Origin of the sequence: Conexibacter sp. DBS9H8 (genome assembly GCF_023330685.1) — a bacterium.
Classification (GTDB): domain Bacteria; phylum Actinomycetota; class Thermoleophilia; order Solirubrobacterales; family Solirubrobacteraceae; genus Palsa-465.
In genome coordinates this window covers 1,440,772-1,453,692 of sequence record NZ_CP097128.1, presented here as the reverse complement: position 1 = coordinate 1,453,692, position 12,921 = coordinate 1,440,772, and the positions used below count along the sequence as shown (strand labels likewise).

Here is a 12,921-nt window from a genome sequence, read left to right as displayed (position 1 = left end):
CGCCGCCGCGGTTCAGGCAGCGCCGAGGATGACCCGGCCGGCGATGGCGAGCTTGCGGGCGTCGGAGACGACCGCGCGTGCGGCGAGCCCGCGGCGGTCGCGCCGTTCGATCTCCCGCAGGATCTCCCGGTAGAGGGCGGCGGCGAGCCCGACGGCGAAGCGGCCGTGACGGAGGCTGGCGATTCCAGCCTCCCCCTCCCGGTAGAGGTCGTCGGCCTCCCGGATGAGAGCGCCGAGCAGCCGGCCGCGCCGGCCCGGCTCGAGTCCTCCGGGATGGCGGTCGCGTACCTCCTCGCTCACGTACAGCCGCCCGGCGGCGAGATCCTCATCGAGGTCGCGGAGGATGTTCGTGCGCTGCATCGCGATCCCGAGCGCGACCGCGCAGGCGTCCGCGTCCGGACCCGCGGCGCCGAGCAGGCCGACCATCGCCAGCCCGACCGTGCCCGCCACCCGGTAGCAGTAGCGGTCGACGTCACGTTCGCTGAGAAACGGCGCGGGCGCGAGGTCCTGCTCCATGCCGAGGCAGAAGTCGCTGACCGCCTCCCGGGAGAGCGGGTGCCGGCGGGCGAGGTCGTCGAGGGCCCGCACCTCCGGACTGTCGGCACCGGGCTGAGAGCGGGCCCAGGCGCCGACGGCGGCGACCCGGTCGGCCGCCTCCGGGTGGCGGTCGTCGACGAGGTCGTCAAGGGTGCGAAAGACGAGGTAGAGGCGAGCGACGTCATCGCGCAGGGCGGGTGGCAGCAAACCTGAGGCGAGCGAGAACGTCGTCGCCCGGGACGACATCACGGCACGGGCGGCGTCGAGGCCGGCGGTGACCGGACGGGAGGCGGCCGGCGCCGCCCGGCTCACCGGTGACTCCAGGCGGCGGCGGTCAGCCGGTGGTCGGCGGCGACGAGCCCCGCGGTCACCTCCGCGCCGAGCAGCACACCGGGGATTCCGGCACCCGGGTGGGTGCCCGCGCCGACGTGGTAGACGCCCCGGACCCCGCGCACCCGGTTGGGGGGACGGAACAGCGCCGACTGGGCGAGCGTCGGCTCGAGCGAGAAGGCGTTGCCGTCGACTGCCCCGAACCGATCCCTGAAGTCAAGCGGGGAGAACCGGTGCTCGGAGACGATCGAGCCGGCCAGACCGTCCATCCCGTAGGCCTGCTCCATGTCGGCGAGCAGCCGGTCCCGGAGCCCGTCGGCCGCCTCGGACCAGTCGACGGGGGCCCGCAGGTTCGGTACCGGCAGCAGGATCGCGAGCGAGTCACCGCCCGGGGTGGCCATCGCCGCCTCAGTCCGGGCGGGGGCGTGCAGGTAGGTGGAGAAGGAGTTCGGCAGGCCCCGCGCCCGGGTGACCGTGTGAATGAAGCTGCGGTACTCGCCGACGAGCAGGGTGTGGTGGAGCAGGCTGCGCTGGACCCGGTCGAGGCCGAGGTAGAGCAGGAAGCAGGACATCGACGGGGTCATCGGCCGCAGCGTCGGACGGCCGAGGAGGGCGTCGGTGCTGAGCACGTCGGCGTTGGAGATGACGACGTCGGCGTCCACCCGCTCGCCGCTGATCAGCCGCACCCCGCGCACCTGACCGCCACGGGTCTCGATCGCCTCGACGCGCTCGCGGTAGCGGACGTTGAGCGGACGGGCCATCGCCTGCACGAGGCTGTAGACCCCACCGTCGGTGTACCAGCCGCCGTCGAGGACCTGCAGGTAGACGAGCGCGCCGTAGATCGACGGGACCCGGTAGGGGTCACCGCCGATGAACAGCGAGTGGAAGGAGAACGCCTCCTGCACGCGCGGGTGGTTGAAGTAGCGGGCAACGAACCCGTGCAGCGGGCCGATCGCCCGGGTCCGGGCCATCATCGGCAACAGGCCGAGAAACGAGCCGACGTCCTGGATCGCCCGCCGGCCCGCCCCGAGGATCCCCTGCTCATAGATCGGTTTCAGGGCCGCGAGGAACGCGTCGAGGCGGCCGGCGTCGGCGGCGGAGAAGCGGGCGATCTCCGCCTTCAGCGCCTCCGCGGACTGGTGGAAGTCAAAGGCCCGCTCCTCCCCGGCCCAACGGATCCGGTAGAGCGGGTCGATGCGGTGGAGGGTGACCTCGGAGTGCAGGTCCAGCCCGCCGGCGGCGAAGGTCTCCTCGAGCACCCACGGCATCGTGATCAGCGACGGCCCGGTGTCCCAGGTGAACCCGTCCGCGCGGATCTGCCCGGCGCGTCCGCCCGGACTGGGCCGCCGCTCGAGGACGGTCACCTCCGCGCCGAGGGCCTGGAGGCGAAGGGCGGCCGCCAGCCCGCCGAGCCCGGCCCCGATGACGACGACCTTCACCGGCCCACCTCGGTCGCTGGGGGGCGGGCGCGAGAGCGGCCCGGCCCGACGTGCCCGTGCAGCATGATGGGACCAGACGGTACCGCCTGCCCGTCGCCGCCCGCCGTGAGACCCGCCACCCATCCGCCGATCATCGTCCTCGGTGCCGGCCTGTCCGGCCTCTCCCTGACCTGCGCGCTGCTTGACGCGGGAGTCCGCTCGTCGATCACCCTGATCGACCGCCGCCGCGGCTACACCCGCGACCGCACGTGGTGCACGTGGGAGACCGCCGACCTGCGCTTTCCCAGCGCGGTCACCCACCGCTGGGCGAGCTGGTCTGTCGGTGGACCCGACGGGGTCCAGATCGCCACCAGCCACCGGCACCCCTACGTCCACCTGGCCGCCGAGCGGGTCTACGTCGCCGCGCTGGAGCGGATCGACGCGGCGCCGACGGTCACCCTCTGTCTCGGGGAGAGCGTCCGTGACGCCGTCTGCGGCCCCGGCCCCGGCCCCGGCCCCGGAGCGCCGGTGAGGGTCACGACCTCCGCACGGACCCTCGAGGCCCCGCTCGTCTTCGACGCGCTCGGCCCCCACAGCCCCCTCGCTGCCGGGGCGCCACCGGACCGCCTCGACTTCGCCCAGCGGTTCGTCGGCTGGGAGATCGAGTCCGACCGACCGGTCTTCAACCCTGCCGTGGCGACCCTGATGGACTTCCTCCCCCACGCCGGGGTCGGGGTCACGTTTCTCTACCTGCTCCCGTTCTCCCCGACCCGGGCGCTGATCGAACACACGGCGATCGAACCGCTCGCCGCCCCTGCCGTCGACCGCGACGCCGCCCTGGCCGAGGAGATCGCCCGGCGCTGGCCGGAGATCCGGTACGAGTGCCGCCACCGCGAACGGGGGCTGATCCCGATGACCCCGCGCCGGTTCCCGACCGAGCGCGGCCCGGGCCTCTATACGATCGGCGCGGCTGCGGGAGCGATCCGCCCCTCGAGCGGGTACGCCTACAGCCGGATCCAGCGCCAGGTGAGCGCGGTGGCGGGAGCGGTCGCCACCGGGCGTCCGCTCCCGGGCGACGTCGCCGACCCCCGGACCCTTCTCCTCGACCGCGCCTTCCTGCAGGCGCTCGCGAGCAGCCCCGACCCCGCGCGGTTGTTTCAGGCGGCTGCCGCGATGGAACCGGACGCCTTCGCCCGGTTCATGACCGACGCCGGCGGCCCTCGTGACGTGCTTGCCGCCGTGCGGGCCCTGCCGGTGCGCGAGATGGGCGCGGCGGCGCTGGCGAGCCTGGCCGGCGGGTGGGGGCGGGCCGGCCGGCGGGGATGGGCGCCCGCGGGCGACGGACCCGGCGGAGCTGAGCGCCCGCGGGCGGCGGACCCGGCGACGGCGTCGGGCCGGGTGCCCCGATATCCTTAGGGGATGCCTCTGCTCGCTGACCGGTCCGAGGAACTTGCGGGGATGAGCCGCTCGGAGGTGCTTCGGGCCTCCCCGCCGATGTTCCGCTGGGCGTGGCTTGACCGCCTCTCCCGCGTCCACCCCGCCGTCCCGCCGCTGCTGTTCGGCCCGGCCATCGTCGCGATGTTCGTGATCGGTCTCGCCGACGGGTCGGGTGTGATGACCGTCGTCTGGGTGCTTGCGGGCTACCTGTTCTGGACACTCACCGAGTACTGGCTGCACCGGATCGTCTTCCATTTCGAGCCCGAGGGCGGCTTCGGCCGGGAGCTGCACTGGATCATCCACGGCGTCCACCACGACCACCCCAACGACCCGATGCGGCTGGTGATGCCCCCGTCGCTGTCGGTGCCCCTGGCCGTCCTGTTCGACTTCGTCTTCTACCTCGTGCTCGGCGCGCCCGCCTTCTGGGTGTTCGGCGCCGCCTTCCTCGCCGGCTACCTCAGCTACGACATGCTCCACTACCACGTCCACCACCACCGGCCGACGACGTGGCTGGGCAAGCGCCTGCGGGAGCTGCACATGCGCCACCACTTCCAGGACCATGACCGGGGCTACGGGGTGTCGGCCCCGTTCTGGGATCACGTCTTCGGGACCGCGCCCGAACCCCGGCCCCGTGCCTGAGTCCGGACGCCACTAAACTGGCCGTCTCCCCGCGGGTCGGGGAGCCAACTGGAGAGGTGGCCGAGTGGCTGAAGGCGCTCGCCTGCTAAGCGAGTATGGGGTTTAAAGCCCCATCGGGAGTTCGAATCTCCTCCTCTCCGCTGACTGACCGGTCGCCGTCTGTCCCCGCCAAGGGGGGCGGACGGCGACCGTCAGCGGGCGGTGTGGGCGCGTGCGAGCGCTCAGCCCGGAAGGGCGGCCTCGATCGCGGAGATCACCTCCGGCGCCTCCGGCTTGACCTTCGTCCCGAACCGGCGGATGAGGTGGCCGTCCGCGTCGATCAGATACTTGGTGAAGTTCCAGTTCGGCGGCGCGCTGTTGGGCTGGGTGATCAGGTCTGACCAGAGCGGGTCGGGGTCGGCCCGGACGCTCGTGGGCGCCGTCAACGGGAAGCTGACGCCGTAGTTCTTCCGACAGAACGCGCCGACCTCATCGGCGCTGTCGAACTCCTGGTCGGCAAAATCGCCCGACGGCGATCCGAGGATCTGCAGCCCGCGCTCACCGTAGGTCTCATACAGGTGCTGGAGCCCGGCGTACTGGGGGGTGAAACCGCACTTGGACGCCGTGTTGACGATCAGCGTCGGCCGCCCCCGGAGCGTGTTGAGATCGAGGGTGCTTCCGTCCAGCAGCGTGACCGAGTGGTCGTAGAGATCGCTCGCGCTCCCCCGCTTGGCCGGACGCTTGAAGTACATCTTGGCTGTGGACAGGATGCTCATGGCCCCCATGGTGCCACTACCATGCGTCATCCGTCGCGTCCCCGGAGGGGTGGCAGAGCGGTTGAATGCACCGGTCTTGAAAACCGGCATGGGTGTGAGCCCATCGCGGGTTCGAATCCCGCCCCCTCCGCTGTCCCGGGCCGGACGTGCCGCACTCGCGACGGGCACCTGCAACGTTCCTCCTCACACGCGCCGAGCCGCATGGCGGCGAGTTCTGGCTCCTCGCGAGCCCGAGCCCTAATTCATGTGGCCGTAGATGGTGTCGGCCTGCTGGAAGGTGGGCCGGTTGACCCACTCGATCATCGGCATCGAGATCGTGCCGATCGCCCGGAAGTTGATCGCGTCAGCGCACATCTGATCGCCCGCCGCGCACGGACCGCTCGCCGGGTAGACCTGGTCGGCGCTCTCTGAGGCGGCCTGCGTGAGCGTCCGGATCAGCGCCGCGCGGCAGGCCGCGCGCGACCCGGCGCCGCAGAAGATCCGGTTGAGGCCGCCCTTGACGACATGGCCGGCGAGGATCGAGCGCAGGTCCTCCTGAACGATGCCGTAGAACCCGACGTCGAAGGACGAGCCGAGGTGCCCCGGCCCGTATGGCGGGTTGTCGATCGAGTAGTCCGACTCGACCGTGGCGAGCAACTTCGGGCCGAGCACACGGCCGAACTCGGCGTTGACGAGCAGCGGATACCACGCGTCCATCAGCTGCACCGCGGCGCCCTGCTGGTAGGTCCCGTGGGGACCGGGGTTGGCGGTGTTGATCCGGTGCGCTCCGGTGGCCACCCAGGTCCTCAGCTCCGCGACCGCCGTCGCGATCGGGCTCGAGCGCGGCAGCCGACCGATGATCTTGAGCGCGTAGGGGAGGACCGCGACACCGCGGAGATCCTGGGTGCCGGCGCTGCCCATCGCGTTGACCAGGTCCGTCAGCGACATCTTGCCGTGCCCGAGCTTCAGGTAATGCTGAATCTGGGCGTCGAGCAGTTGGGAGCGCCACACCGAGCTGTACTGCTGTCCGGTGGCGGCGTCGTTGTAACCCGGTGCCTGCTTGTTGTTCCAGCTCGTCAGGTACGCCTGGTCGATCACGTGGGGGTGGGCCGACTGCGGCGTGTCCCGTTCGACGAGTGTCTGCGGGCTGAGCTGCGGGGTGCCCTTGTACCCCGCCCAGGCCGAGGACGCCCAGGACGGGAACAGCGGGTCGGTGTGGGGCGCCCGCACCGGGTTCAACCCCGAGTTGAAGTAGCCGATGTGCTTGCTGTCGGCGTAGAACCAGTTGAACGTGTAGCCGATCTGGTCGGCGGCGTCGAAGAAGTCCTGCGGGCTGCGGATCTCCGCCGGGGTGTTGAACGCCTCGAACCCGAGCGCCGAGTCGAGCTCGTGGAAGTAGGTCGAGCGCAGGTTCGTGTAGGCAACCGGCCGCCCGTGAACGGTGGCGCGGGCGGTGACGAGGCCGTAGGCGGTGCGGTAGGTCGTGAAGGTGACCGAGCCCGCCGGCGTCGAGTCGGCGAGGTTCGGCTTCCAGGACTCGCTGTCGGTCAGCGCCTGCATCGCCACGCAGCTGCCGTGGTAGAGGTAGTAGTCCGAACTCGTCGAGACCGGACCGCCGGACGGGTTGCACAGCCGCACCGCGAAGGTGTCGATGATGTTCTGCCCGGCCGAGGTCGCCGACCACGCGTAGTCAGGCCCGTGGCCGAGCTCGACGTACAGGTTGACCCCCGGGAACGCGGCCCCGGCCGCGTCGATCCCCGGTCCGTGGATGTCCTCCTCCATGAGGATCTGCGGGGCGAAGTAGCCGACCTGGGGTCCCATCACCTCGATCGGGTGACCGTTGGTCGAATGCCGGGCGCTGACCAGCAGCGCGTTGGACATCGCCCGGGGGAAGGCGAACAGCCCGTGGGAGGCGGCGCTGGCGATCCCCGCCGTCAACAGGGACGGGGAGACGCGGTGGGGCAGGGCACCGCCGGTCACCTCACTCGGGTACTGGACCGAGCCGGGGTCGGGCAGCGCGATCGTCGACAGGACCCGGCGCGAGGGCATCGGCAGCTGCTGGTAGGGGAAGCGGTGACCGTGCACGGTGGTCGGGGCGGTCGGATCCTTCGGGTCGTCGAAGCTCATGAACGTCGCAAAGCCGGAGTGGTCGACGCGCACCGTGTGCCGGTGGCGCCCGTGATGACGGGCGCGGTGGCGGCCGGGGCGGCGGGTCAGGGCCGTGATCGCCCGGCCGCCCCGGCGGCGTGCGGGGACCTTCACGAGCTCGGGGGAGCCGGGCACGTTCGCGTGCTCACGGCCGAACTTGGCGAGCATCTGCTCGTACAGGATCGCGTTGTTGAGCTGTCCGCCGCCGCCGTTGCCGAAGATGCCCCCGACGAGCGTGGCGATCGAGACGAGGTCCTCCACCGTGAACGGCTGCGGCGTGATGTGCAACAGCGTGTACTCGGCCGGCTCCATCGACGGCGAATTGAGCGGGTTCTGCATGTCCGCGATGTAGGCGTTGATCCCCGCGACGTAGTTGGCCGCGTCGGCGTAGACCTGGGCTCCGCCGGGGAGGTCATAGCGGATGTAGTTGACCTGCGCGACACGGTCGGCCTCCGTGTAGGGCTCGCTCTGCCAGACCTGCTCGTCCGTCGCCACGTTGGCGCCGCCGGCGAAGGAGGCGAGATCACCGGCGCCGTAGTGGCGAAGCACGTCGATCAGGAACAGCCGGTCCTCCGCGGTCGCCCAGCCGATCCCGAACATCAGCTCGGCGCGGGTGTCTCCGTAGATGTGCGGGACGCCGTAGTTGTCCCACTCGATCGTGACGCCCGGCTCCGGCGACTCGGTCTTGGTCACATCCCCGGCCGGCACACCGAAGATCGAGCTCTTGTAATAGAGCCCGAGCTGGCTGGGCTGGATGTTCGGGGCCGCCGTGGTCAGCGAGCTGTACATCTGCAGCTGATCCATCGAGTGCGGCGGGTAGGTCTTCATCGTCTCGAAGCTGAGCGCCTGGGGCAGCGTGTCGAGCCCGTTGGCCCCGGGCGGCAGCACGTCGTTGAAATAGCCGTAGTTGTCGGTCCCGTACGGCGTCGGCTGGGCTGACGCGACGGCGGGCACCGACATGACGATCGCGGCGGCGAGCGCCGCGATGACCCCTTTCCTCCTCATGCCGAGCCACCCTATAGGAAACGGGCGTCACCCGTGCCGGATGCGCGTCCGGCGGGGTCAGGGGCGAATCCAGGCGCGGAGAGCGCTGACGCGGGCGCCGGAATCCTCGAGGGCGGTGAGGTTGAGGTGGTGCTCCAGCAGCGCGGCGGCGATCGCGCTCACCGCCGCGTGTCCGATCGCCGGCGTGTTCGCCGGCGGGGTGGGGGCGCAGGCGAGGATGAGGTCAGCCCCGGCGGCGGTGGCGAGCACGCTGCGGGCGCCGACGCCGCCGTAGCCGCGGAGGGCACCCGCCTCGATCGCGTCGGTGATCGTCACCCCGCGGAAGTGGAGGCGACCGCGCAGCTCACCGCCGATCACCCGCGAGGACAGGCCGGCCGGGCGGGCCGGGTCGAGGGCGGGGTAGACCGCCCAGGAGACCATGACGAGACGGACCCCGGCCCGGATCGCCGCGACGTAGGGGGCCTCATCGACGGTGCGCAGCTCGCTGAGCGGGACGTCGAGGCGAACCGGGACGGTGTCCGTGTCCTGCGCCCGCGTCGCGCTGCCGAGGCCGGGGAAGTGCTTGGCGGTCGCGGCGATCCGGTCGGCCTGCTGGGCGTGGATGAACTGCGCCCCGAGCCGGGAGACGACCGCCGGGTTCTGTGAGTAGGAGCGTCCGTACTGATCGATGAAGTTCCCGGGGCTGCGATAGACGTCGAGCACGGGGGCGAGGTTGACGTTGACCCCGGCGCGGCGGAGGGTGGCGGCCGCCCCCGCCCCGGCCTGGGCGGCCAGCGCCAGCCGGTCCGGTCGGGCCCCGATCGCCTGCTCGGAGAGGGCGGGGGCGCCGGGGAGACGGCGGACGAGCCCGCCCTCCTGGTCGGTGAGGATGAGCAGCGGCCGGTGCTCGGGGCTCGCGGAGGCCGCGGCCTGCATCGCAGCGACCGCCCGGTGCAGGGCGGCCGGGTCAGCGACGTTCGGGGAGAAGAGGATCACCCCGGCGGTCTGGCCCGCCCGGATCGCGGCGATCAGGGACGGCGGCGGGTTCGGGCCGGCGTAGGCGTCGATGACGTGCTGGCCGGCGATCGCGAGGGCCGCCGCGGGGGTGAGCGAGCCGACCCGCGGCGCTTCCCCCATCGACGCGCGATTGCGGACGGGGGCCGGGCGGGTCTCGCCGCCGCTGGCGACGGCCGCGGCGAGCGCGAGCAGCAGCCCGCCGACGAGGGCCGCCACCGTGGCGGCCCTCGCCCGCTGTCGGCAGCCCCTCACCCGCGCGGCGCGGTCACCCGGTAGACGACGGTGACGGTGCGGCGCACCCCGGCCCGTGTCGTCACCGTGACCCGGAAGACGTGGCGGCCGAGGGTCCGGGTGTTGAGCCGCTGGTGGTCACGCTGGGTGGCGACGCAGCCGCGCCGGCGGGCCAGGCCGACCGTCGCCCGGCAGATGTAGACGACACGGACGAACTGGCCGCGGCGGTAGGTGCCGTTGCGCCGGGGGGAGCGGATGATGATCGTGATGCCGGGGAACGCCTTCTCGACCCGCGGGCCTGAGGTCGCTGCGACGAACCCGGTCGCGCCGCTGTAGGTCGCCACCACTCGCGAGATCCCGACCCGAAGGGCGCTCGTGGCGCAGGACGCGCTCCCGCCGGCGCCGACGGTGGCGACACACAACCGCTCGCCGTCGAGGAGGTGGAAGGTGACCGTTCCGCCGCTCACCTGGGCGCTGCCGGCCGCCGCGCTCACCGTCGTGGTGAAGGTGACGCGCTGGCCGGCGGCGAGGAACCGCTTGGACGCCGCCGGCACCGCGACGTTCGTCGCCACCGCGGCGACGCTGATCGTCGTGGCCGCCCTGCTCGGCGCGAGCACGCTCTCGCCGGGGTAGGCGGCGCTGATCGTGCCGTTGCCCAGCGCGGTCGGGGTGAAGGTGACCGAGCAGGCCGCCTGGCCCGCGGTCGCGGTGCCCGTAAGGCCACAGCCGCCCGCCGGAGCGAAGCTGCCCGCGAGCGTCGAGGCGAACGTCACCGTCCCGGCCGGGGTCACGCCGGCGCTGTCAGAGACGGTGACCGTGCAGGTGATCGGCACCCCGAGCTGGCCCGACGGGTTCGCGCAACTGAGCGCCGCCGTGCTCGGATGCCCCGACACCGTGACGGTCGTCGTGCTCGAGCTCGCCGCGTGGGAGCTGTCGCCGACGTAGGCGGCGGTGATCGTGTGGGTGCCGCTGCCGATCGCTGAGGGGGTGTAGGTGACGCTGCAGCTGGCCGTCCCGAACGTGCTCGTGCTCGTCAGCGTGCAGGCGCTGGTGGGTGAGAACGCACCGGGACTGTTGGAGCTGAAGCTGACGTTCCCCGTCGGCGTGCTCACCCCGCTGCTCGAGGTGTCGCGGACGGTGGCCGTGCAGGTCGAGCCGCCTGAGACGGTGACCGACGTGGGAGAGCAACTGACCGCCGTCGCCGTCGGATGCAGGCTCGTGCTCACCGTCGTGCTGCCCTCAGACGTGCTGTGGGCGGTGTCCCCGCCGTAGCTCGCATACAGGGTCTGCACGGAGCCGGGGTTGAAGCTGGACGGCGTGTAGGTGACCGTGCAGTAGCCGGCGACGTTCTGGCTTGCGGTGAGCGTGCAACTGGAGGAGCTGAAGGAGCCCAGGCCGGTGGAGCTGAAGCTGACGGTGCCCGTCGGGCTCGTCGGGCTTGATGCGTTGTCGACGACGTAGACGCTGCAGGAGGCTGAGGAGCCGACCGGGACGACCGCGGGCGCGCAGGAGATCTGGGTGGAGGTCGGGTCGAGGAACGTGACGACCACCTCCGGCGTCGCCGCCGGGGCACTGACATTGATGCCGGTCGCCGAGGACTCGACGTAGCTGAGCCCGGCACCACCACCGCCGCCCGCGTCGGTGCCCGAACAGCCGCCGTCCCCGCCGAACCAGCCGCCGCCGCCGCCGCCCCCCGCCTCCGTACCCGTCTCCCCAGCCCCGCCGGTTGTGGCGCTGCCCGGGGTGCCACCGGTGCAGTCGGTCGGCGCACTGCCGGTGCTCGACGTGTAGTCGGCGCTGCCGCCCTCCGCCCCGGCCGTTGTGGTGCTCGAGCCGACCCCGCCGATGCCCGAGGTCGATCCGGTCGTGCCCGTCCCGGCGTTGCCGCCGGGCCCACCGGCCACCGTGGACGTGCCCCCGCCACCACCGCCACCGCCGGCGGCGACGAGCAGGCGCGGGTCGGACCCGACGATGCCTGTGTCGGTGCACCCGGAGGCGATGTCTGAGCAGGTCTGGACGTCCGAGGCGGTGCCCCCTGCCCCCGCCGTCGCGCCCGCCGCGCCAACCTCCGTGTAGTAGGTGGTCCCCGCGGACACCGGAAGGTCGGCGGTAACTGTCGCCCCCCTCCCGCCGGCGGCGCCGGGGCCGCCGCCGTCGCCCGCTCCTCCGACGGCGGTGACCGTGATCTCGGTCACCCCGGCGGGGACCGTGAACTGGTTCTGACCCGCCGTGGTGTAGGTGCAGGTCTTGCCGGAGAGCGTTCCCGTGCCACATTCGGCCGCCAACGCCGATGACGCCATCACCGCCGCCACCAGGACGGTGAGCAGCAGGCTCACCCCGAACACGCCCGTCCTGCGACACAGCGCCGATGACCTCATGCCCACACCCTCATTTCCGCTCGGTGGTCCGGCACAGCCGCCGGGACGACTCGCTCCGAGTCTATGCGCAGGGAACTTGCCGTTCAACTCGGGACCGTCGCGGACCGCGGGACCGTCGCGGACCGCTCGCGACTCCGGTCAGCCGAGGAAGTCGACGAGCGCGGCGCTGACCGCCTCGGGCGCCTCGAGCTGGGGGTAGTGGCCGACCGCTGGGGGATCGTCGAGGGCGACGCAGCGGGCGGCGGGCAGCCGCTCGCGCAGCCGGGTGAGGACGTGGGCGCCGCTGATCGGGTCGGCCGGCCCCCACAGGCACAGGGTCGGGCCGGGGTAACCCTCGAGGGCGGCCCGCCAGCGCTCGGCGTGACGGCGACGGTCGTCGATGTAGCTGAGGAGGCGGTGCTGGACCCAGCGGCCACCCCCGGCGCGGGTGGCGAGCCACAGCTCGTGGGTGAGCGGCGCCGGCCAGGGGCGCCCGAGGATCTGGGCGAGCGCGGCGGCGAAGGTCCGCTCGGAGGCGAGCGGGCCCAGCAGCACCCCCGCCGGGCTGTGCAGCAGCCGCTGGACGGGGATCGGGCGGTGCAGGTCCGGGTAGAGGCCGCCGTTGAGCCACACCATCGCCGAGACGCGGCCGGGGTCGCGGGCGAGCAGCTCCTGGGCGACGCTGACCCCGTAGTCGTGGGCGACGATCGCCGTTTCGGTGATCCCCCAGGCCCGCCACAGCGCCATCACGAGATCGGCCTGCTCGAGGATCGAGTAGCGGTGCCGGCGCGGCTTGTCACTCGCTCCGAAGCCGAGCAGGTCGAGAGAGATCACCCGCCGACCCGCGCCGGCGAGCGCCGCCACCTGGAGGTGAAAGTCATAGGAAGAGGTCGGAAACCCGTGCAGGACGGTGACCGCCGGCGCCCCAGGCGGACCGTCGGCCCGGCAGAAGATCGAGGCACCCAGCAGCGTCTGGAGCTCCCCGGCCCGCACCCAGTCGGCGTGGCTCAGCATGAGCCGGACCTTATATGAGCAAGCGCACAGTCGTCCGGGGATTGACCGGCACCGCCCCGGGGCATCTCATGAGTA

9 protein-coding genes and 2 tRNA genes are annotated in these 12,921 nt (G+C 72.3%); 4 read left to right on the top strand and 7 right to left on the bottom strand.

Features of this window, described 5'->3' with window-relative positions; translation table 11 throughout:
• Positions 1 to 12: 12 nt before the first annotated feature.
• A complete protein-coding gene (locus M3M55_RS06845; protein WP_249012077.1) occupies positions 13 to 849 on the bottom strand; it encodes a phytoene/squalene synthase family protein in 837 nt (278 codons plus the stop codon).
• Positions 846 to 2,306 carry a phytoene desaturase family protein gene (gene crtI / locus M3M55_RS06840; RefSeq protein WP_249012076.1) on the bottom strand — a complete coding sequence of 487 codons (1,461 nt, stop codon included), beginning with the start codon at positions 2,304 to 2,306 and terminating at the stop codon, positions 846 to 848. The genes M3M55_RS06845 and crtI overlap by 4 nt, the downstream gene beginning before the upstream one ends.
• Positions 2,307 to 2,411: 105 nt before the next feature.
• On the opposite strand from crtI, the gene M3M55_RS06835 reads away from it, so the two are divergent.
• The 3 genes from M3M55_RS06835 (at position 2,412) to M3M55_RS06825 (ending at position 4,501) form a co-directional block, all read left to right on the top strand.
• Positions 2,412 to 3,701 (top strand): lycopene cyclase family protein, encoded by a 1,290-nt coding sequence (locus M3M55_RS06835; RefSeq protein WP_249012075.1) that lies wholly within the window; start codon positions 2,412 to 2,414, stop codon positions 3,699 to 3,701.
• A gap of 3 nt (positions 3,702 to 3,704) precedes the next feature.
• Entirely contained in the window at positions 3,705 to 4,361 is a 657-nt protein-coding gene (locus tag M3M55_RS06830) for a sterol desaturase family protein (protein WP_249012074.1), read from the top strand.
• Between the two features lie 50 nt (positions 4,362 to 4,411).
• Positions 4,412 to 4,501: transfer RNA gene (locus tag M3M55_RS06825), tRNA-Ser, on the top strand.
• A gap of 81 nt (positions 4,502 to 4,582) precedes the next feature.
• Here M3M55_RS06825 and M3M55_RS06820 read toward each other — a convergent pair.
• Entirely contained in the window at positions 4,583 to 5,116 is a 534-nt protein-coding gene (locus M3M55_RS06820) for a glutathione peroxidase (protein ID WP_249012073.1), read from the bottom strand.
• A 43-nt stretch (positions 5,117 to 5,159) separates the two neighbouring features.
• Between M3M55_RS06820 and M3M55_RS06815 the strand changes: the two genes are divergently transcribed.
• Positions 5,160 to 5,246 (top strand) — tRNA-Ser (locus tag M3M55_RS06815).
• A gap of 107 nt (positions 5,247 to 5,353) precedes the next feature.
• Here M3M55_RS06815 and M3M55_RS06810 read toward each other — a convergent pair.
• From M3M55_RS06810 to M3M55_RS06795, 4 genes are all read right to left on the bottom strand, one after another.
• Positions 5,354 to 8,248: a penicillin acylase family protein gene (locus M3M55_RS06810; protein ID WP_249012072.1), complete on the bottom strand. Its 2,895-nt coding sequence runs from the start codon at positions 8,246 to 8,248 to the stop codon at positions 5,354 to 5,356.
• Between the two features lie 57 nt (positions 8,249 to 8,305).
• Positions 8,306 to 9,460, bottom strand: coding sequence for a glycoside hydrolase family 3 N-terminal domain-containing protein (locus M3M55_RS06805; RefSeq protein WP_249012071.1), 1,155 nt, complete (start codon positions 9,458 to 9,460; stop codon positions 8,306 to 8,308).
• A gap of 32 nt (positions 9,461 to 9,492) precedes the next feature.
• Positions 9,493 to 11,853: an Ig-like domain repeat protein gene (locus M3M55_RS06800; RefSeq protein ID WP_249012070.1), complete on the bottom strand. Its 2,361-nt coding sequence runs from the start codon at positions 11,851 to 11,853 to the stop codon at positions 9,493 to 9,495.
• A 138-nt stretch (positions 11,854 to 11,991) separates the two neighbouring features.
• Positions 11,992 to 12,846, bottom strand: a complete 855-nt coding sequence (locus M3M55_RS06795; RefSeq protein ID WP_249012069.1) for an alpha/beta fold hydrolase — start codon at positions 12,844 to 12,846, stop codon at positions 11,992 to 11,994.
• Positions 12,847 to 12,921 lie beyond the last annotated feature (75 nt).